General features: G+C 58.7%; 18 protein-coding genes. 14 read left to right on the forward strand and 4 right to left on the reverse strand.

From position 1 onward, the window contains the following. Nucleotides 1-157 precede the first annotated feature (157 nt). From hfq to WG78_RS12455, 6 genes are all read left to right on the forward strand, one after another. Nucleotides 158-421, forward strand: a complete 264-nt coding sequence (hfq, locus tag WG78_RS12430) for an RNA chaperone Hfq (protein WP_053938145.1) — start codon at nucleotides 158-160, stop codon at nucleotides 419-421. A gap of 125 nt (nucleotides 422-546) precedes the next feature. After that, nucleotides 547-1,650 (forward strand): ribosome rescue GTPase HflX, encoded by a 1,104-nt coding sequence (gene hflX, locus WG78_RS12435; protein WP_053938146.1) that lies wholly within the window; start codon nucleotides 547-549, stop codon nucleotides 1,648-1,650. Between the two features lie 6 nt (nucleotides 1,651-1,656). After that, nucleotides 1,657-2,853 carry an FtsH protease activity modulator HflK gene (gene hflK, locus WG78_RS12440; protein ID WP_053938147.1) on the forward strand — a complete coding sequence of 399 codons (1,197 nt, stop codon included), beginning with the start codon at nucleotides 1,657-1,659 and terminating at the stop codon, nucleotides 2,851-2,853. Nucleotides 2,854-2,865: 12 nt separating this feature from the next. Continuing rightward, nucleotides 2,866-3,762, forward strand: a complete 897-nt coding sequence (gene hflC / locus WG78_RS12445; protein ID WP_053938148.1) for a protease modulator HflC — start codon at nucleotides 2,866-2,868, stop codon at nucleotides 3,760-3,762. Between the two features lie 220 nt (nucleotides 3,763-3,982). Beyond that, entirely contained in the window at nucleotides 3,983-5,131 is a 1,149-nt protein-coding gene (locus tag WG78_RS12450; protein WP_053938149.1) for an ATP phosphoribosyltransferase regulatory subunit, read from the forward strand. Nucleotides 5,132-5,226: 95 nt separating this feature from the next. Next, nucleotides 5,227-6,522: an adenylosuccinate synthase gene (locus WG78_RS12455; protein WP_053938150.1), complete on the forward strand. Its 1,296-nt coding sequence runs from the start codon at nucleotides 5,227-5,229 to the stop codon at nucleotides 6,520-6,522. Between the two features lie 74 nt (nucleotides 6,523-6,596). Here the strand turns inward: WG78_RS12455 and WG78_RS12460 are convergent, their stop codons facing one another. Then, entirely contained in the window at nucleotides 6,597-7,643 is a 1,047-nt protein-coding gene (locus WG78_RS12460) for a PA0069 family radical SAM protein (protein WP_053938151.1), read from the reverse strand. Nucleotides 7,644-7,870: 227 nt separating this feature from the next. Between WG78_RS12460 and WG78_RS12465 the strand changes: the two genes are divergently transcribed. Next, the gene (locus WG78_RS12465) at nucleotides 7,871-8,074 is read left to right on the forward strand and encodes a (2Fe-2S)-binding protein (RefSeq protein ID WP_053938152.1); all 204 of its coding nucleotides are present in this window, start codon (nucleotides 7,871-7,873) and stop codon (nucleotides 8,072-8,074) included. Between the two features lie 89 nt (nucleotides 8,075-8,163). Here WG78_RS12465 and bfr (WG78_RS12470) read toward each other — a convergent pair whose 3' ends face one another. Together bfr (WG78_RS12470) and bfr (WG78_RS12475) are read right to left on the reverse strand one after the other, a co-directional pair. After that, entirely contained in the window at nucleotides 8,164-8,652 is a 489-nt protein-coding gene (gene bfr / locus WG78_RS12470) for a bacterioferritin (protein ID WP_053938153.1), read from the reverse strand. 14 nt (nucleotides 8,653-8,666) lie between these two features. Next, nucleotides 8,667-9,137: a bacterioferritin gene (gene bfr, locus WG78_RS12475; RefSeq protein WP_053938154.1), complete on the reverse strand. Its 471-nt coding sequence runs from the start codon at nucleotides 9,135-9,137 to the stop codon at nucleotides 8,667-8,669. A 135-nt stretch (nucleotides 9,138-9,272) separates the two neighbouring features. On the opposite strand from bfr (WG78_RS12475), the gene WG78_RS12480 reads away from it, so the two are divergent. From WG78_RS12480 to WG78_RS12495, 4 genes are all read left to right on the forward strand, one after another. Then, a complete protein-coding gene (locus tag WG78_RS12480; protein WP_053938155.1) occupies nucleotides 9,273-10,052 on the forward strand; it encodes an inositol monophosphatase family protein in 780 nt (259 codons plus the stop codon). Between the two features lie 35 nt (nucleotides 10,053-10,087). Further along, nucleotides 10,088-10,285, forward strand: a complete 198-nt coding sequence (locus tag WG78_RS12485) for a DUF3460 family protein (protein WP_053938156.1) — start codon at nucleotides 10,088-10,090, stop codon at nucleotides 10,283-10,285. A 196-nt stretch (nucleotides 10,286-10,481) separates the two neighbouring features. After that, the gene (gene purT / locus WG78_RS12490; protein ID WP_201782425.1) at nucleotides 10,482-11,696 is read left to right on the forward strand and encodes a formate-dependent phosphoribosylglycinamide formyltransferase; all 1,215 of its coding nucleotides are present in this window, start codon (nucleotides 10,482-10,484) and stop codon (nucleotides 11,694-11,696) included. A gap of 2 nt (nucleotides 11,697-11,698) precedes the next feature. Continuing rightward, nucleotides 11,699-12,103, forward strand: a complete 405-nt coding sequence (locus WG78_RS12495; protein ID WP_201782426.1) for a group II truncated hemoglobin — start codon at nucleotides 11,699-11,701, stop codon at nucleotides 12,101-12,103. Between the two features lie 69 nt (nucleotides 12,104-12,172). Here the strand turns inward: WG78_RS12495 and WG78_RS12500 are convergent, their stop codons facing one another. Next, nucleotides 12,173-12,826, reverse strand: a complete 654-nt coding sequence (locus WG78_RS12500; RefSeq protein WP_053938158.1) for a response regulator — start codon at nucleotides 12,824-12,826, stop codon at nucleotides 12,173-12,175. A gap of 351 nt (nucleotides 12,827-13,177) precedes the next feature. On the opposite strand from WG78_RS12500, the gene apbC reads away from it, so the two are divergent. The 3 genes from apbC (at nucleotide 13,178) to WG78_RS12515 (ending at nucleotide 19,121) form a co-directional block, all read left to right on the forward strand. Next, nucleotides 13,178-14,266, forward strand: coding sequence for an iron-sulfur cluster carrier protein ApbC (apbC, locus tag WG78_RS12505; RefSeq protein ID WP_053938159.1), 1,089 nt, complete (start codon nucleotides 13,178-13,180; stop codon nucleotides 14,264-14,266). Between the two features lie 105 nt (nucleotides 14,267-14,371). Continuing rightward, on the forward strand, nucleotides 14,372-17,857 hold the full coding sequence (gene smc / locus WG78_RS12510; protein WP_053938160.1) for a chromosome segregation protein SMC: 3,486 nt from the start codon (nucleotides 14,372-14,374) through the stop codon (nucleotides 17,855-17,857). Between the two features lie 55 nt (nucleotides 17,858-17,912). After that, nucleotides 17,913-19,121: a cell division protein ZipA C-terminal FtsZ-binding domain-containing protein gene (locus WG78_RS12515; protein WP_053938161.1), complete on the forward strand. Its 1,209-nt coding sequence runs from the start codon at nucleotides 17,913-17,915 to the stop codon at nucleotides 19,119-19,121. Nucleotides 19,122-19,181: the final 60 nt, after the last annotated feature.

A 19,181-nucleotide genomic window follows, 5' to 3' on the forward strand; every position in this document is an offset into this window, starting at 1 on the left:
GCATGGCTTCCGATGGACGGGCGGCGCGGTTGCTCCGGCTATTGGCAGCTAACGCATTTTGTACTATAAGCGTAAGACAGGCTTTAGAAAGCAGAGCAATCAGGCTGATACACACAGTCCTTTGACCGCCAAACAATAACGCATCGGAGAAAAAACAATGAGTACCAAGGGGCAAATGCTACAAGACCCGTTTTTGAACATCCTTCGTAAAGAACACGTGCCGGTTTACATCTACCTGGTTAACGGCATCAAGCTGCAGGGCCAGATCGAATCGTTTGACCAATATGTGGTGCTGCTGCGCAATAACGTCACCCAGATGGTCTACAAGCATGCGATTTCGACTGTGGTGCCGTCGCGCCCGGTCAATATCCCGCATGAGCATCCGCAGCAGGCCAGTGTCGCGGCCACGCCGGAAGCCTGATCCTCCGTTACGGTGATCAGACCAGAGCCCCGGTGGTTGCCGCCGGGGCTTTGTCGTCCACGGGCTTCGCTATCATTATCCAATGCGCGCGTTACACGCCGCTTTCATGAGACATATACCCACCTATGTTTGATCGCCACAAGGGCGGAGATCGCGCCGTCCTGGTTTGTCTTGATTTTGGCGAGCCGGATTACCGGGACGGCCAGGAAGAGTTTGTCCAGTTAGTCACCTCTGCAGGCGTTACGCCGCTGGCGGTCGTTGAGGGCAAGCGCAGTCGCCCGGATCCGGCTTATTTTGCTGGCACGGGCAAGGTGGAAGAGATCGCCGAGGCCGTGCGCGCCCAAGAAGCGGAACTGGTGATTTTTAATCATCAGTTGTCGCCCGCGCAGGAGCGTAACCTTGAGCGCGCCATGCAGTGCCGCGTGATCGACCGCACCACGCTCATCCTCGATATCTTTGCGCAACGCGCACGCACTGCGGAAGGCAAGCTGCAGGTTGAACTGGCGCAGTTGTCCCATATTGCTACGCGCCTCGTGCGCGGCTGGACTCACCTGGAGCGGCAAAAAGGCGGTATCGGTTTGCGCGGACCGGGTGAAACCCAGCTGGAAACAGACCGTCGTTTACTGGGTATTCGCGTCAAGCGCCTGAAGGCGCAGCTGGAAACCGTGCAGCGCCAACGCGCTACCCAGCGCCGCGCGCGCGAACGTCGTAACGAGTTTTCGGTGTCGATTGTCGGCTATACCAACGCGGGCAAATCGACATTGTTCAACACGCTGACCAAGGCGCGCGCCTATGCGGCGGACCAGCTGTTTGCCACACTGGACACCACCTCGCGCAAGCTGTTTCTGGATCACGAACACTCAGTCGTCATTTCGGATACAGTCGGCTTCATCCGCGCCTTGCCGCACACGCTGGTCGCGGCATTTCGGGCCACGCTGGAAGAAACCATTCAGGCTGATCTGTTGTTGCACGTGGTTGACGTCAACCATCCGCTGCGCGAGATGCAGGTGGCGGAAGTCAACAAGGTTTTATCTGAAATTGGTGCGGAACGCATTCCGCAATTGATGGTCTGGAACAAGATCGACCTGAAAGGGCTTACGCCCGCAGTTGAGCCTGACGAGTATGGTAGAATCCGCGCCGTGCGGGTAAGTGCTGCGCAAGGCTTGGGGCTGGATTTGCTGCGTGGCGCACTGGTCGATTCAATGAGTCAACCCATCGAGGAACAATAAAAATCCATGAGTCAGAACGATCCGCAGTGGGGCGGTGGCCGCAAAGACGGCCCGCCCGATCTGGACGAAATCCTTCGCAACATTGGCAACCGAGTCTCCCGCTTTTTCGGCGGCGGCAATGGTAACCGGCCGCCCGCATCGGGTGGCGGCGGGCGCATGCCGGGCGGCTCTACCGGCGTACTGGCGATTGTCGGCGTGGTGGTCGTGTTGTGGCTCGCGTCGGGCTTTTACGTGGTCGACGAGCGCGAGAACGCACTGATCCTGCGCTTTGGCCGCTACGTTGAAACCGTCAACAAATCCGGCCTGAAATGGCACTTTCCGTATCCGATTGAAAGTCGTGAAATCGTCAATGTCACCGAAATCCGCAGTCTGGAAGTGGGTGCGGGTGGCGACGGTAGCGGTGATGAATCGATCATGTTGTCGGGCGATCAGAACATCATTCAGGTGCAGCTAGAGGTGCAATACACGCTCAAGTCGGCACAGGACTTTTCGTTCGATAACCGCTTTACCGATCGCGACGGCAAGGACATGGTCAAGCAAGCCGCCGAAACCGCGATTCGTGAAGTGATCGGCCGCAACAAGGTTGATTACGTGCTTAACGAAGGCCGCGGCAAAATCGCTGAAGATACCAAAGAGCTGATCCAGCAATTGCTGGATAAATACGGCGCAGGTATTTCGGTATCGCGCGTCAACATCAAGGATGTGCAACCGCCTGAGCAGGTGCAGGCCGCGTTTGCCGATGCAGTGAAGGCGCGCCAGGACAAGGCCCGCCTGATCAACGAAGGCACGGCTTATGCCAATGACGTGATCCCGAAGGCTAGTGGTACCGCTTCGCGCCTGCTGGAAGAAGCCCAAGGCTATCAGCAGCGTGTCGTGGCGCAAGCCGAGGGTGATGCATCGCGCTTCAAGCAAGTGGAAGCCGAGTATTCCAAGGCGCCGCAAGTAACGCGTGATCGCATGTACCTGGACACGATGCAACAGCTGTTTGCCAACACCACCAAGGTGCTGGTGGACCAGAAAGCGAGCGGCAACCTGCTGTATCTGCCGCTGGATAAACTGATTCAATCGACCAACCCCGGCCAGTCTGCTGACGTCGCGACCACACGTGCGGCTGATTCTCCGGCAACGACTGATTCTGCACCCGTGACTCCCGCCAATCCGCTGGCTGCGCCAGCTGAGCGTGGTTCACGAGACGGCCGTTAACAGGGGATGGCAATGAACAGAATTATTCCAACAATCGCGGTAATCCTCGTCGTTTTGTTTGTGTTGAGCTTGTCGCTGTTTACGGTGGACCAGCGCCAGTCGGCTGTCGTGTTCCAGTTCTCGGAATTCCGCCGCGTGCTGGCTGAGCCGGGCATCTATTTCAAGGTGCCGTTGCTGCAGGATGTGCGTTATTTCGATAAACGCATCCAGAGCATCGACGAAGCCGAGCCTGCTCGCATTCAGACCATCGAAAAGATGAACGTAAAGGTCGACAGCTATATCAAATGGCAAATCGTTGACGTCGAGCGTTACTACCGTGCTGTCGGTCTGGATGAGTCCAAAGCGGTAGATCGCCTGCGCAATACCGTCAACAACATGCTGCGCGACGAGTTCGGCAAGCGTACGGTGCAGGACGTGATTTCCGGCCAGCGTGATGCCGTGATGGCGCGCGTGCAGCAAGTGGCCGATGCCGATGCCGCGCGCATTGGTGTGCGTGTGGTCGATGTGCGCATCAAGCGGGTGGAACTGGAAGACAGCACACTGAGCTCGGTGTACGAGCGTATGCAATCCGAGCGGAAAGCCGTGGCCAATCAGCTGCGCGCCGAGGGTTCGGCCGCTGCCGAGAAGATCAAGGCGGATGCGGATCGCCAGCGCGAGGTCATTCTGGCCGATGCCTACAACCAGGCACAGCAATTGAAGGGTGAGGGTGACGGTAAAGCGGCGGCCATTTATGGTGCGGCTTATGGCAAAAACCCCGAGTTCTATTCCTTCTATCGCAGCATGGACGCGTACAAGCAAAGCTTTAACCGCAAGAGCGACGTGATGGTGGTGGACCCTAGCTCGGCCTTCTTCAAGTACATGAAGAGCCCATTGGGTAAAGAAGCGCCGGCCGCCAAAGCCGGCAAATAAGCCTCGCCAATCAACGCGCTACAAGCGGCTACAAAACGCCTGGTCTAACCCGCCAGGCGTTTTTTTGTGCATGACATGCGCGTAATGCACCGTTTTGCGCTCGGCGTATCGGCATTATCGTGAGATAATGCGCCCTTGCTTTTTTACGGCCCAGGCACGCGTTGCGCGCCCGGGCGTCCGTTTGTCCGGGCTGGCCGCAAGCCCGCCAACAGGTGATGGAATGCGTAACTGGATATTGCCGGAATACATTTCCGACGTACTGCCGCGAGAAGCTCGGCAAATTGAAAGCATGCGTCGTGGCATGCTTGATCTGTTTGCCTGCTATGGCTATGAACTGGTGTTGCCGCCGCTGGTGGAATACGTGGAATCGTTGTTTCTGCATGACGATCCTGCGCTCGACCTCAAGACGTTCAAGCTGGTGGATGAACTGACCGGCCGCCAGATGGGCCTGCGCGCCGATATCACGCCGCAAGTGGCGCGCATCGACGCACATATCCTCAACCGCCAGGGCACCACGCGCTTGTGTTATTCCGGCTCCGTGGTCAACACGCGCCCCGATGGCATTTTGTCGACGCGCGAGCCGCGCCAGATTGGCGCTGAGATCTATGGCTGCGCCGACATTGCCGCAGATGTCGAGATTATCGAGCTGATGTTTGAAAGCCTGGCGCTGGCCGGGCTGAAACAAGTGCGGCTGGATATTGGCCACATTGGTTTGTTCCACGCGCTGGCCGATGCGGCGGGTCTGAAAGACGATGCACGCGACCAGACTTTCTCGGCGCTGCAACAAAAAGATATTCCGACGCTGCGTGCAGTAACGGCGCATCTGGCGCCCGAACTGGCCGCCGGTTTACAAGCGCTGCCGGGTCTTTATGGCAACAGCAATGACGTGCTGGCTCGCGCCGGCAGTTTGCTGCCCGCTGTGCCGGGCGTAACCGAGGCCTTGACCGCATTGCAGCAGTTGGCTGGTGCGCTGGCGGTGCGTGGCATTGGCGTGCGCTTTGATCTGGCTGAAGTGCGCAGTAGCGATTACCACACGGGTCTGGTATTTGCCGCCTATGCGCAAGGCTTTGCCAATGCCGTGGCGCGAGGGGGTCGTTATGATCGCGTCGGTGAAAAATTTGGTCGCTCGCGTCCGGCAACCGGTTTCAGTCTGGATTTGCGCGAGCTAAGTCGCTTGCCGTTTCCGACCGCGCAAAGCGCGATCCTTGCACCCGCGGGCGATGATCGTGCACTGATTGATGCGGTGCGCGCACTGCGTAAGTCAGGTGAGACCGTGGTGATCGATCTGGGCGTGCAGCCTGCAGAGGCCCATGTGGATCGGGTGCTGCGTCTGGAACAAGGCAACTGGGTGGTGCGTCCGCTTGTCTGAGCGGATGGGCGCATTGGCGGTAGTCTGCTAAAAGGTGGGCTGCCTTTTGGCAGCACGGGTTAACAGTCGTTATTTTTGGTAAATCGAGGTTTTGAATGAGCAGAAACGTAGTCGTGGTTGGCACCCAATGGGGCGACGAAGGCAAAGGCAAGATTGTCGACTGGCTGACCGATCACGCTCAAGGTGTGGTCCGCTTTCAGGGCGGTCACAATGCCGGGCATACGTTGGTGGTGGGCGGCAAAAAAACCGTATTGCGCCTGATTCCGTCCGGCATTCTGCATGCAGGCAAGGCTTGCTTTATCGGTAACGGCGTGGTGATTTCGCCGGAAGCCTTGCTCAAGGAAATCGACGAGCTGAACGCCGCTGGCATCGATGTCGCCAGCCGTCTGCGCATTTCCGAAGCCTGCCCGCTGATCTTGCCGTATCACATCGCGATCGACCAGGCGCGTGAAGCCGCTCGTGGCGAGAAAAAGATCGGCACCACGGGCCGCGGCATCGGCCCCGCTTATGAAGACAAGGTGGCGCGCCGCGCAATCCGTCTGCAAGACTTGTTCCACGGCGAACGCTTTGTGAGCAAGCTGCAAGAGAACCTCGAATACTACAACTTCATGCTCAAGCATTATTTCAATGCTGAAACGCTGGACTTCCAACGCGTGCATGATGAAACGCTGGCCTACGCCGAACGCATCCGCCCGATGATGGCCGACGTGTCTCGCACGCTGTACGACATGAACAAAGCCGGTCAGCCGCTGCTGTTTGAAGGCGCACAAGGCACGCTGCTCGATATCGACCACGGTACTTATCCGTATGTAACGTCGTCCAACTGTGTGGCGGGCGCCGCTGCGCCGGGCGCGGGTGTTGCGCCGCAGATGCTGCATTACGTGCTGGGTATTGTTAAGGCGTATACCACGCGTGTGGGCTCGGGTCCTTTCCCGACCGAATTGTTTGATGAAGTCGGCGCTGGCCTGGCCAAGCGCGGCAACGAGTTTGGTTCGGTCACGGGTCGTCCGCGGCGTTGCGGCTGGTTTGATGCCGCCGCACTCAAGCGCTCGATCCAGATCAATGGTGTATCGGGCCTGTGTGTCACCAAGCTCGACGTGATGGATGGCATTGAGACCATCAATCTGTGCACCGGCTACAAAGTGGACGGCAAAGTCGTCGACATCCTGCCGGTGGGCGCAGAAGAAATCGCACGTTGCGAACCGGTGTACGAAGAAATGCCGGGCTGGACCGAATCCACCTTCGGCATCAAGCGCTGGGAAGATCTGCCCGCCAACGCCCGTGCTTACCTTAAGCGCGTGGAAGAAGTGTGCGAAGCGCCGGTTGATATCATCTCGACGGGCCCGGATCGTGAAGAAACCATCGTGATGCGTCACCCGTTCGGTCAGTAAGGCGACTCGGTGTGTTTCGATAAAAAAACCTCGCTGCGGCGAGGTTTTTTTATATGCGCGAGGGGACGCGGTATCTAAAACAGATGCCCTTGCTGCCCCGGTGCACGAAATAACGTGCAGTCCAGTTCCGGCCGGCCTTTGTTCAATCCGAGTTTCTGAATTGCCAATCTAAAACGTTGCGTAATCATCTGTGCGTATTGGCCGGTGCCTTTCATGCGCTGGCCCCAATCGCTGTTATACAAAGCGCCGTCGCGAGTGTCGCGCACCAGGTTCAGTACATGGTCAGCGCGATCCGGGTAGTGGTTGCGCAACCAGTCTTCAAACAATTGCGTCAACTCATGGGGCAGTCGCAGCAAGGTATAGCCGGCCGAAGTCGCGCCCGCTTCTTTGGCTGCGGTCAGAATTTTCTCCAGCTCGTGGTCATTAAGCGCCGGGATCATGGGCGCGGCCAATACTCCCGTCGGAATGCCCGCGTCGACCAAAGTGCGCACTGTTTCCAATCGCCGCAGCGGCTGACTGGCCCGCGGCTCCATCACGCGCGCCAGTTGCCGATCCAGCGTGGTGATGCTCACATTCACCGACACCAGGTTGTGCCCCGCCAGTTCCTGCAGTAGATCAATGTCGCGTTCGATCAGTGCATTCTTGGTCAGCATATACACGGGGTGGCGCGCCTCCAGCAGCACTTCCAGAATCGCGCGCGACAGCTTGGCATCGCGCTCCAGTGGCTGATAGGCATCCGTATTCGAGCCCAAACAGAGTGGGGCGGGTTGATAGCCGCGTTGCTGAAAACGCTCGCGCAGCAACTGCGCAGCATTAGGCTTGGCGATCAGTCTGGTCTCAAAATCGAGGCCCGGACTCATATCCCAGTAGGCGTGGCTGGGGCGCGCAAAGCAATAGATGCAGCCGTGCTCGCAACCTTGATAGGGATTAACCGAGCGATCAAACGGAATATCAGGCGAGGTATTGCGCGTCAGGATATTGCGCGCAGGCAGCCACTGCACGGTGGTGGCGGGGCGGCCCGGTTCTTCTTGCAGCCAGCCGTCATCCTCAGTCTGGTGCGTCTGGCTTTGATAACGATTGTGCGGATTGATGGCGGTGCCGCGGCCGCGCTGGATGCTCATGACCAGGCCTGCAAGGATATAGAACGATCGTACTATATCATTCGGCCGGGGCATTGCCATGCGCATTTCATGAACGGACCTGTTGCAAATGGTAAGCCGGTTCGTAGAAAGTGTGGCCCGATTAATATAATCGTAATCCGTTTATCGGCAGCAACGGATCCAGTGCTAGATTGAGAATCGTTCTTGCTACATAATGCGAACAGTTCTCAGTAAACGGCGAATCGTGCATGTACATCTGCATTTGCAACAGCGTTAACCAGAAAGCCATTCATGCCGCGGTTGAAGACGGCGTGCAGACCTTTGCGCAATTGCAAATGGCCACGCGCGCCGCAACCTGCTGCGGGCAATGCACCAGCTGTGCCAAAGAAGCGCTGTACGAAGCACTCGAAGCCAAAGCCATCCGCGAATGGGATGAGGCAGAAGCCGCCTGAGCGCTTTTTACGCGTAGCAGCCTGCCCAGCCTCGGATTCGACCGAAAGCGCGTTCTACCTCTTCCGCGTTGCTGTCTACAAAATGCCGCTTAAGCTGCGGTGCTGTCTTCGCCCAACTGCGATTGCAGATAGTTGCTCAGACCAATCACCCTGATCAGATTCAGCTGCTGTTCCAGCCAATGCGCATGGTCGACTTCGGTGTCATCGAGCAGGTCGGTCAGCATTTCGCGCGTCACGTAATCCTGTTCTTGCTCCGCAATCGCGATCACGCTCTTCAGCGCAGCCGCCACGTCGTATTCGGTTTCCAGATCATATTGCAGCATCGTCGGCACGTCGTTACCGATGCGCAGCGGTGTACGCGCAGCCACATTGGGCGTGCCATTCAGAAACAGAATGCGGGCGATCAGACGGCGTGCGTGGCCAATCTCGTCCTGATGTTCATGCGCGATGCGAGCATACAGGCGCTCAAAGCCCCAGTTGTGATACATCTCGCTATGCAGAAAGTACTGGTCGATTGAGGTCAGTTCCGCCGCCAACAGGCTGTTCAGGCCATCGATTACATTTTGTTTGCCTTGCATGGTGCCTCGCTTGTTCAGTCTTCAATCTGCGCTTGCAGATAATTGCCAATGCCCATGGCCGGGATCTGGTCGAGCTGGGTTTCTACCCAATCCAGGTATTCTTCTTCGTCTTCCAGCAGATCAGTCAGGATGTCGCGGGTGACATAATCCTGCGCGGTTTCTGCGTTTTCTACTGCCTGGCGCAAGACCAACAGATGCTCGCCGACCAGCTTCAGATCGCATTCCAGCATTTCCTGCGGGTTTTCGCCGATCAGCAATTTGCCCAGTTGTTGCAGATTGGGCAGGCCTTCCAGAAACAGAATGCGTTCGATCAATTTGTCGGCCCGTTTCATGGCGTGGATCGACTCGTGATACACCGCATCATTCAGCCGCTTGAATCCCCAGTTTTTATACATGCGCGCATGCAGAAAAAACTGGTTGATGGCGGTAAGTTCGTTCGTCAGCACTGCATTCAGCGCACGTAGAACGATGGGATCACCCTTCATGGCAGCTCCTTCCGTGTAAAAACACCGTATTTTATGACAGTTCCGAGCGTACCACTGCGCCTAAATCATCCGTTTCGCAGGTATTGCACGCCGTGCTAGTCTGCTTTCCGCGTCTTCAACCACTGAATGATTCTCATGACTTTGCCTTCGGACATCTTGCACCTTGCCCACGAGCTCGCCGACCTGTCGGGAGAGATGATCAAACGCTATTACCGCCAGCCGTTTGCCATCGACGAAAAAGCCGATGACAGCCCGGTGACCATCGCCGATCGCGAGGCGGAGCGCGTGATGCGCGAGCGCATCAATGCCGCGCGGCCGCAGGATGGCATCATTGGCGAAGAGCATGGCGAAGAAAATACCGACGCCGAATGGGTGTGGGTGCTTGATCCCATCGACGGCACCAAATCTTTTACTGTGGGCCGGCCGCTGTTTGTAACGCTGATTGGTCTGCTGCATTTTGGCAAGCCGGTGCTGGGTGTCATCAATCAGCCCATTACGGCTGACCGCTGGATCGGCGGCGAGGGCGTACCCACCACGCTCAACGGCCAGCCCGTGCGCGTAAGCGCTGTGGACACGATCAGCGCCGCGCGTATCGGCACCACCGGCCCGGAATATTTGACCAACGCCTTGGGTGTGTTCAATCAACTGGTAGCGCAATGTCGTTACCCGATTTATGGCGGCGACGGCTTTCTGTATGCCCAGCTGGCTAGCGGCTGGTTGGACGTGGTGGCAGAAGAGGGCCTCAAGCTGCATGACTTTGCCGCCTTGGCCCCGGTGATTATCGGGGCAGGCGGTGTGATGACCGATTGGCAAGGTCAGCCGCTGGTGCTGGGCAGCGCCGGTTGTGTGCTGGCCGCGGCGACGCCCGCGTTGCATGCGAGCTTGCTGCCCGCTTTTGCCCGATTGCCTTTATAATGGCGCTTATTCCGGTTTAACGAACACAGACGATCATGGCTCAAGACATCAACTACGTTTCTGATTTCACCAAATTCATGCAAGGTTTTCTGGAAGAAAACAAAGACGTGGCCGAAGGTCAGATCGAAGGCCGCGCGCTGCTGTGGGACAAGCAGCCCATCAACCTGGACGAGCGCGATCGCGAATCCGCCTCCAATGTAAAGATGAAACCGTATCCGTATTCGCTGGATTGATCATTTGTCCGCGCGAACCTGATTTCGCTGCGCTAGCACACCAACAGGCCGGTTAATCCGGCCTGTTTTGCATGGCGCGGTGCGCAAGCGTGGTTAGATTACAACGCCAGCCGCATCTGTCGAGCGGGCGCTGGGCGCGGCGGGGTGACGTGGTAAGATGCCGCCCTTTAAAAGCTAGCCGCCTCTGGAGTTCATCATGCGTATCGGTACGCCGCTGTCTGCTTCCGCCACCAAAGTCATGCTGCTGGGCAGCGGGGAATTGGGTAAGGAAGTCATCATCGCCCTGCAACGTCTGGGTGTCGAAGTGATTGCCGTCGACCGCTACGCCGATGCGCCCGGCATGCAGGTGGCGCATCGCAGCCACGTCATCAACATGGCCGATCCCGTCGCTTTGCGCGCGCTGGTCGAGCAAGAAAAGCCGCATCTGATCGTGCCGGAAATCGAGGCCATCGCCACCGAAGAGCTGCTGCGGATCGAGGCCGACAAGGTCGCCGAAGTCATCCCCACCGCACGCGCCACCAATCTGACCATGAACCGCGAAGGCATCCGTCGCCTGGCTGCCGAAACGCTGGGTCTGGCAACGTCGCCCTATCAATTTGCCGAAACGCTGGAAGAGCTGCGCGCTGCCATCGCGAAAATCGGCTATCCGTGCCTGGTCAAGCCAGTGATGTCGTCGTCGGGCAAGGGCCAGTCCACGCTGCGCTCCGAGGCCGATGTCGAAGCGGCCTGGAACTACGCCGCCAGCGGTGGCCGTGTTAACTCGGGCAAGGTCATCGTCGAAGGCTTTATCGATTTTGATTACGAAATCACGCTGCTCACCGTGCGCGCAGTCGGCGCTTCGGGCCAGGTAGAAACGTATTTCTGCGACCCGATTGGCCACGTGCAAGTAAAGGGCGATTACGTCGAGAGCTGGCAGCCGCAAGCAATGAGCCCGGCCGCTTTGCAAAGCGCGCGCGACATTGCCGCCAAAGTGACCGGCGATCTAGGCGGTCGCGGCTTGTTTGGCGTTGAGCTGTTCGTAAAGGGCGACAAGGTGTGGTTCTCCGAAGTGAGCCCGCGCCCGCACGATACCGGCCTGGTTACGCTGATGTCGCAACGCTTCTCCGAATTTGAATTGCATGCCCGCGCCATTCTTGGTCTGCCGGTCGATACCGGCATGCGCGAGCCGGGCGCCAGCGCGGTTATTTATGGCGGCATGAATGAAACCGGCATCGCCTTTGAAGGCGTTAAAGAAGCGCTGTCATTGCCGCGCATCGACCTGCGTTTGTTTGGCAAGCCCGAAGCGTTCGAACGCCGTCGCATGGGCGTCGCCCTGGCCGCCGGTGACGACACCGGTATTGCCCGCGAACGTGCTAAACACGCCGCCAGCCTGGTCCGCCCGGTGAAGGGTGACGCCGGCAAGGGCGAATAAGCATGGGCGATCAGATCGATCCGGCGCTGCAACAACTCACGCCGTTTCAAATGCTCGGTGGCGACGCGGTGCTGCGCAAGCTGGTGGATCGTTTCTACGATCTGATGGCCAGCGATACGCGCACTGCCACGCTGCACGCCATGCATAGCGCTGACACCACCTTGATCCGGCAGAAACTGTTTGAATTTCTGTCCGGTTGGCTCGGCGGCCCGTCCTTGTATATCGAGAAATACGGCCATCCGATGTTGCGCGCGCGGCATTTGCCTTTTGCGGTGGATGAAGACGCGCGCGATCAATGGCTATTGTGTATGTACACCGCCATGGATGAACTGCATCTCGATCCTGCCCTGCGCGACCATCTCGAAGACGCATTCTTCCGTACCGCAGATTTCATGCGTAATCGTTAATTAAACCGCGCTGCGGCCGTGATCATAAAAAACGCCCGTAATTGGGCGTTTTGTCTTGCCAGGCTGCGCTTAAACGATCAGGTGCAGTTCACGCGCCAACTGGAATAATTCCATGTCATTGCGTGCGCCGATTTTCTCCATGGCCGATTTCTTCTGATGGCTGATGGTTTTAACGCTGCGGTTTAACTGCTGTGCAATCTCGGTAATACAGCGACCCGCAGAATACAGGCGCATTACCTCCAACTCGCGCTGACTTAATGCGCGCAAACCACCAATTTCTTCATCGGGCATCTGGCCCGCCAATGCACGCGCTTCCAATACACTGCGGCCCAGATATTGCCTGCCCACCATCACCGCCTGAATGGCCTCGGCGATATCGGCCAGATCATCTTGTTTATTCATCACACCATCTGCGCCCGACTTAAGCATGCTTTCTACAAACGCCACGTTATCGAGCATGGTCAGGATAATCAGTTTGCAATGCGGGGCCAGACGCCGGATATGGCGAAACAGAATCAGCCCGTCCGGCGTGTCTTCGCCGGGCATGGAATAATCACTGACTATAAGGTCCGGCATATCTTCATGCAGCATTTGCAGTAATTGACGGCCATCGTGCGCTTTACCCACAAGGCGCACGAACGGGATTCTGGCCAGGGTCTGTTCAAGGCCCAACAGCACAATCGGATGATCATCAGCGATTAACACTTTAAGACTGGATTGCATAATAAGAACCTGTTCCTTTAGTTTATAAAAGGCGGGTCGCCTGCTTATGCGCTAATAGGGGGATATTAAAGCAACTGAGGCGTTTGGGCTAATCGCCGCGCCATGATTGAGTGGGCGCAATTCAGGCAAAATTAGATTTCTATTTTTGTAATTGCATTCAAATATTGATTTTGATTTATTAATTAATTCGATAATCGCGCGTTTTGCTTTCAACGTATCTGCCCACCTCAGCTTGCCCCGCGTTGCAGCGTTAATGCTTGATTGTTAAGGCGCATAGCCCCATCTGCGCTAAAATCCACCGCTGGCGCCATCGCGCACGCGGTACTTCTTACACTTTTCCGGTAATTGCAAATGTCTGATCTGAACACCCTGCAGGCCACGCTCAGCGCGTTGATCGACCCGAACACGGGCAAAGACTTCATGTCCACGCGCAGCGTTAAAAACCTGCGTCTCGAAAACGGCGTGGCCAGCATGGACGTGGTGTTGGGTTATCCGGCGCAATCGCAAACCGGCGTGATCCAGCAACAGATCGAAACCGCCTTGCGCAACCTGCCGGGCATAGCCAGCACCGATATACGCGTCAGCTGGCAAATCGTGTCGCATTCGGCCCAACGCGGCGTGGCGCTACTGCCTGGCGTCAAGAACATCATTGCGGTGGCCAGTGGCAAGGGCGGTGTGGGTAAATCCACCACGGCGGTCAATCTGGCGCTGGCCTTGTCGGCAGAGGGCGCGCGTGTGGGTTTGCTTGATGCCGATATCTACGGCCCGTCGCAACCCACCATGATGGGCGTGGCCGATCAGCGCCCCAGCTCGCCTGATAACAAACACATCGAGCCCATCATCAGCCACGGCGTGCAAACCATGTCGATCGGTTTTCTGATCGATACCGAGCAACCCATGGTGTGGCGCGGTCCGATGGTGACGCAGGCGCTGCAACAGTTGCTGAATGACACGCTGTGGCAAGACCTTGATTACCTGATTATCGATCTGCCGCCGGGCACCGGCGATATTCAGCTGACGCTGTCGCAAAAGGTGCCGTTGACCGGCGCAGTGATCGTGACCACGCCGCAAGACATTGCGCTGCTGGACGCGCGCAAGGGCCTGAAGATGTTCGAGAAGGTGGGCGTGCCCATCCTCGGCATCGTCGAAAATATGTCGGTGCACATCTGCAGCAACTGCGGCCATGCCGAGCCCATTTTTGGCGAAGGCGGCGGTGCCGCCATGTGCGCGGACTATGGCGTCGACCTGCTGGGTCAATTGCCGCTGGCATTATCGATCCGGCAGCACGCCGACGCTGGCAAACCCAGCGTGGTGGCGGAACCCGGCGGCCAGGTGGCGCAGATCTATCAATCGATCGCGCGCAAAGTGGCGGCCAAGGTGGCGCTGCGTGCGCAGGACTTCTCGGCAAAATTCCCCAAAATCGTGATTCAGAACGACTAAGCGCCAAGGGCGCATTACCCTGACCCGCCGCGCGCAGCAGGCTGTTGCGCGCGGCGGGTCTGCTACACTTGCCGCTTTCCTGCCACCCCAACTGACAATCTCGCCGTGCGCCTGACTCACATCAAACTTGCCGGTTTCAAATCGTTTGTTGACCCCTCGGTCATCCACGTGGCCGGGCAATTGGTGGCGGTGTGCGGGCCCAACGGTTGTGGCAAGTCCAATGTGATTGATGCGGTGCGGTGGGTGCTGGGCGAATCGTCAGCCAAACAGTTGCGCGGCGAATCAATGCAGGACGTGATCTTTAATGGCTCCGGCGGGCGCAAGCCGGTGTCGCGCGCGTCGGTGGAACTGGTGTTTGATAACAGCGCCGGTTTGGCTGCGGGCCAGTGGAGCCAGTACGCCGAGATCTCGATCAAGCGCCTGCTGACGCGGCAGGGCGAATCTTCGTATTACATCAACCAGATGCCGGTGCGGCGGCGCGATATTACCGATCTGTTTCTCGGTACCGGCGTGGGCAAGGGCGGTTACGCCATCATCGAGCAGGGCATGATCTCGCGCATTATCGAAGCGCGGCCAGAAGAATTACGCCACTTTCTCGAAGAAGCTGCCGGCGTCTCCAAATACAAGGAACGTCGCCGCGAAACCGAAACCCGACTGGCCGATACACGCGATAACCTTGATCGCGTTGACGACATCCGGCGCGAGCTGACCGCGCAAATTGAAAAGCTCGATGCGCAGGCCGCCGTGGCCGCGCAATTCAATACGCTGAAAGAAACCATCGTCGAAAAGCAGAACCTGCTGGCCCTGCAACGCAAGCTGGATGCCGCACGCGACGTTGAAAACGCCCGCCGCGATATCGACCTGGCGCAAACCGCGCTCGATGGCCAGGTGGCCGAATTACGCGCCATCGAAGCGGCATTGGAAAACCTGCGCGAAACCCACTTTAGCGCCAGCGACAGCGTGCACAGCGCGCAAGCCGAGTTGTACGACGCCAATGCCGCTGTGGCGCGGCTGGAGCAGCAATTGCTGCATTTACGCCAGAACCGCGACCGCCTCAATCAAGATTTTGATGCCGCCAAACAAGAACTGGCGCGCATCGAACAATCGGCACGCCAGGCCGATGCGGAGCAGAGCGAATGGGCGCGCCAGCAGGAAGACGCCAGCCTGGCCGCCGAAGCCGCCGCCATGGCGCTGGAAGAAGAGACGCTGCGCCTGCCCGAGCTGGAACACGCGCAGCGCGAAGCAGAGCAACGTTTCGATCAGGCGCGCGAAGAACTGGCGCAGTCGCGTAATGCGCTACAACTGGCGCAGCAGCAGGGCGCCAACCATGTGCGTAATGCGGAGGCGTTAAAAACGCGGCGCGACCGGCTGCAGCTGGAATTGTCCCGATTGGCGCCGGCAGATGGCAATGACGCCCTGGCCGAGCAACTGGAAGACGCCGCTTTTGCGCTGGAGAGCCAGCAACTGGCGCTGGCCGACACCGAACTGGCGCTCGATGACGCGCGCCAGCAAACGCAGGACGCCAACACCGCCCGCGACCAGCTACAGCGCGAATACACCGGCGTGCAGGCGCGGATCCATGCGCTGGAAAGCCTGCCCGCGCCGGTGGACGATGCGGTGCTGCAATCCTGGCTGCGCGATGCAGGTCTGGCCGACGTCGCACCTTTGTTTGAATCGTTAAATATTACTGCGCCGTGGGGCAAAGCCGTCGAAGCGGTATTGGGGCTGCGCATGCAGGCGCGCACCGTGACGGCGATGCCCGCCGATGTGCCGCCCTCCGCCGTTGCCCTGTTGTGGCCGGGTGTCGCGGCAGACGCGGCAAGCACGCTGCCCTTGCCGCGCCTGGGGGAGTACGTCCGCGCCGAACAAACCGCCGCCCCATTACAAGACTGGCTAGGCCAGGCATGGTGTATCGAAAGTGCCGCCGACTGGCCGCAGTGGCGTGCGCAGCTACCGTTGGGTGGCGTGCTGGTGACGCCGGAAGGCCATGTGGGCGACCGGCATGCGCTGCATTACCACGCGGCGCAAGGGGTGGTCGCCAATCTGGTGGCGCAACGCCAGGAGCTGGAATACGCGCGCCAACAAGAACAGACACTGGCGCCGCAATGGCGTGCGGTACAAGCCGCGCAACTAGCGGCCATGCAAGCGTTAAGCCAGATCGAAAGCACGCTCAAACAACAACGCCAGCAACTGGCCGACGCGCAAAAACGCCATGCCGATCTGGCGCAACAAGCGGCACGGCAGCAAGAGGCACAGGCCGCGCAGCAACGTCAGCAAATGCAATGGCAAGAAGAACTGACCACGCTGAGTGCGCAGCTGGAAGAAGAAATCTACGCCGGGCAAGAGGCCGAACAAATCCGGCTGCAATTAAGTGATGCGCTGGCACCGCTGCAAGAGCAACTGGAAAGCTACAAACTGGCGCGGCATGAGGCTGAATCCGCCTGCGATCTGCAGCGCAGCCGTTTGCGCCAGACCGAGCGTATGGCGCAAGAAGCGCGCTTTGCCGTGCAAGCCGTGCAAACGCGCATGCAGGAAAGTCGTCGGCGTGATGAAGATTTGCAGCAACGGCGCGAAGTGGTGGCCGAGCGTCTCGAAAGCCTGATGCTGGAACTGGAAGGCATCGACGAAGGCGATTTTGATGTCGGTTTCCAGTACGCCATCAATCTGCGCAGCGAGCGCGAACGCTTGCTGGCCGCCGCGCGCGATGCGCTCAACGGCTTTGCCCAGCAAATGCGCGAGCAGGAAGCCGCGCGCCAGCGTGTTGAAGCGGGCATGGAACCCGCGCGCGAAGCGGTCAACGCGGCGCGCCTTAAAGAACAGGAGGCGCGCCTGGCGCTCAGCCGCTTTACCGAAGAGCTGGCCGAGGCCGGCGCGGACGAAGCCGCCTTGCAGGCCAAAATCGGCGCGGGCCTCAAGATCAACAGTTTGATGAGCGAGATTGCGCGTCTATCGCAAGCGGTTAACGCATTGGGTTCGGTCAACCTGGCGGCGCTTGAAGAGTTAAATACGGCGCGCGAACGCGAGCAGTATCTGAACGCGCAAGCGGGCGACTTGCTGGCGGCGGTGGAAACGCTGGAAAACGCCATCCGCCGCATCGACCGCGAAACGCGCGCTTTGCTGCAAGACACCTACAATACGGTCAACGCCAATCTGCAAGAGTTGTTTCCGCTGCTGTTTGGCGGCGGGCATGCCGAGCTGGTGTTGACGGGTGATGAAATCCTGGACGCCGGAATGACCATTCTGGCGCAGCCTCCGGGTAAGAAGAACAGTACGATCCACTTACTGTCAGGGGGCGAGAAAGCACTGACTGCGTTAAGTCTGGTATTCTCGCTGTTCCGGCTAAACCCGGCGCCTTTCTGCCTGCTGGACGAGGTGGACGCGCCGCTGGACGACGCCAACACGCTGCGGTTTTGCGAGTTGGTTAAAAAAATGGCCGAACGCACGCAGTTTCTGTACATCAGCCACAACCGGCTGACCATGGAAATGGCAGGGCAACTGGTGGGCGTAACAATGCAGGAACAAGGGGTGTCACGCGTGGTGGCGGTCGATATCGAAACCGCCTTGTCCATGCGCGATGCCGCAACCGCTTAAACATGATCGCTGACGTGGCGAAGCCGCGTCGGGGTCGATTGATACAGTCTGGACCATGACCGATTTACAACTGGGTTCTCTGGCGATTGGCGGCGCGCTCGTCGTCGCCGTCTACGCATTCAATTCCTGGCAAGAATATCGCTACCGCAAACAGGCGGCCAAAGCGTTTGCGCGCAACCAGCCCGATGTGCTGCTGGAAACGCCGCAAAACGTGGTGCGCAAAGGCGATAGCCAACGGCTGGAGCCGGCGCTGGGCGTGCCCGCAGCGGCAGAAGTGCGGCACGAGCCCGAGCTGGCCATCATTGATGAAGGCCTGATCGACGAAGAAGTCGGCGCAGTCGGCGCCGCCAAAGAACCGTCCTGGTACGAGCCGCCGGTTGAAGCCGCGCCGCGCGTGCCGCCGCAACGTCCGCAAGTCCAACGTACCACGCCAGCTCCGACGCCCGCAGTGCAACGCAGCAGCGATGACACCGAAGTGGCGTCCAGCCTGCTGGACCCGGCGCTCGACTTTGTTGCCGAAATCCACGCAGGCGTGGATATCCCCGCCGACGAAATCCCGCCGTTTCCGGGCGCCAAGCGTGTGCAGGTGATTGGCCAGGGCGATGATGGCCGTTGGCAAATCGTATATGGCAATACCAACGCCGCTTTTAATGAACTGCGCGTAGGCCTGCAATTGGCCGATCGCCAAGGCCCGCTCACCCAGGAACAACTGAACGGCTTTTGCATGGCCGTGCAGCAGTTTGCTGATGGCCACGAGGCCGTCGTCACTTTCCCGCAGCGCTCGGCCAAACTGGCGGCTGCGGCCGATCTGGACGAATTCTGTGCCTCGGTCGATGTGCTGATTGGTCTGAACGTGATCGCGCACGACAAGCCGTTCCCGCTGGAACGCGTGCGTTTGCTGGCAGAACAAGCGCGCATGGTGCGTACGCCGGATGGCACCTTCCATTACAAGAGTGATTCGGGCAAGACGCTGTTTGTGCTGGCTAATCAAGACCAGTCGCCGTTTGGCAACACCTCGCCCGCGCTGACGCTGCTGTTCGACGTGCCGCGCGTGGCCGGTGGCCTCGAAGTATTTGAATATCTGTGCGACTTTGCGCTGCATCTGTCGCAAAGCCTGGGCGGTAATCTTGTGGACGATAACGGCAAGCCGCTGACGGAAAGCAGCCTGGGCAATATCCATCGCCAGTTGGGCGGTATTTACGCCCGTATGGACGACCGCGGCATCGTGCCGGGTTCGATGGCCGCACTGCGTCTGTTTGCATAACACCGGGCGGCGATGCCGCCACACAACAATAAACGACCCGAACCCGCGCTTGCCGGTTCG

Source organism: Amantichitinum ursilacus (assembly GCF_001294205.1).
GTDB classification, from domain to species: Bacteria; Pseudomonadota; Gammaproteobacteria; order Burkholderiales; family Chitinibacteraceae; genus Amantichitinum; species Amantichitinum ursilacus.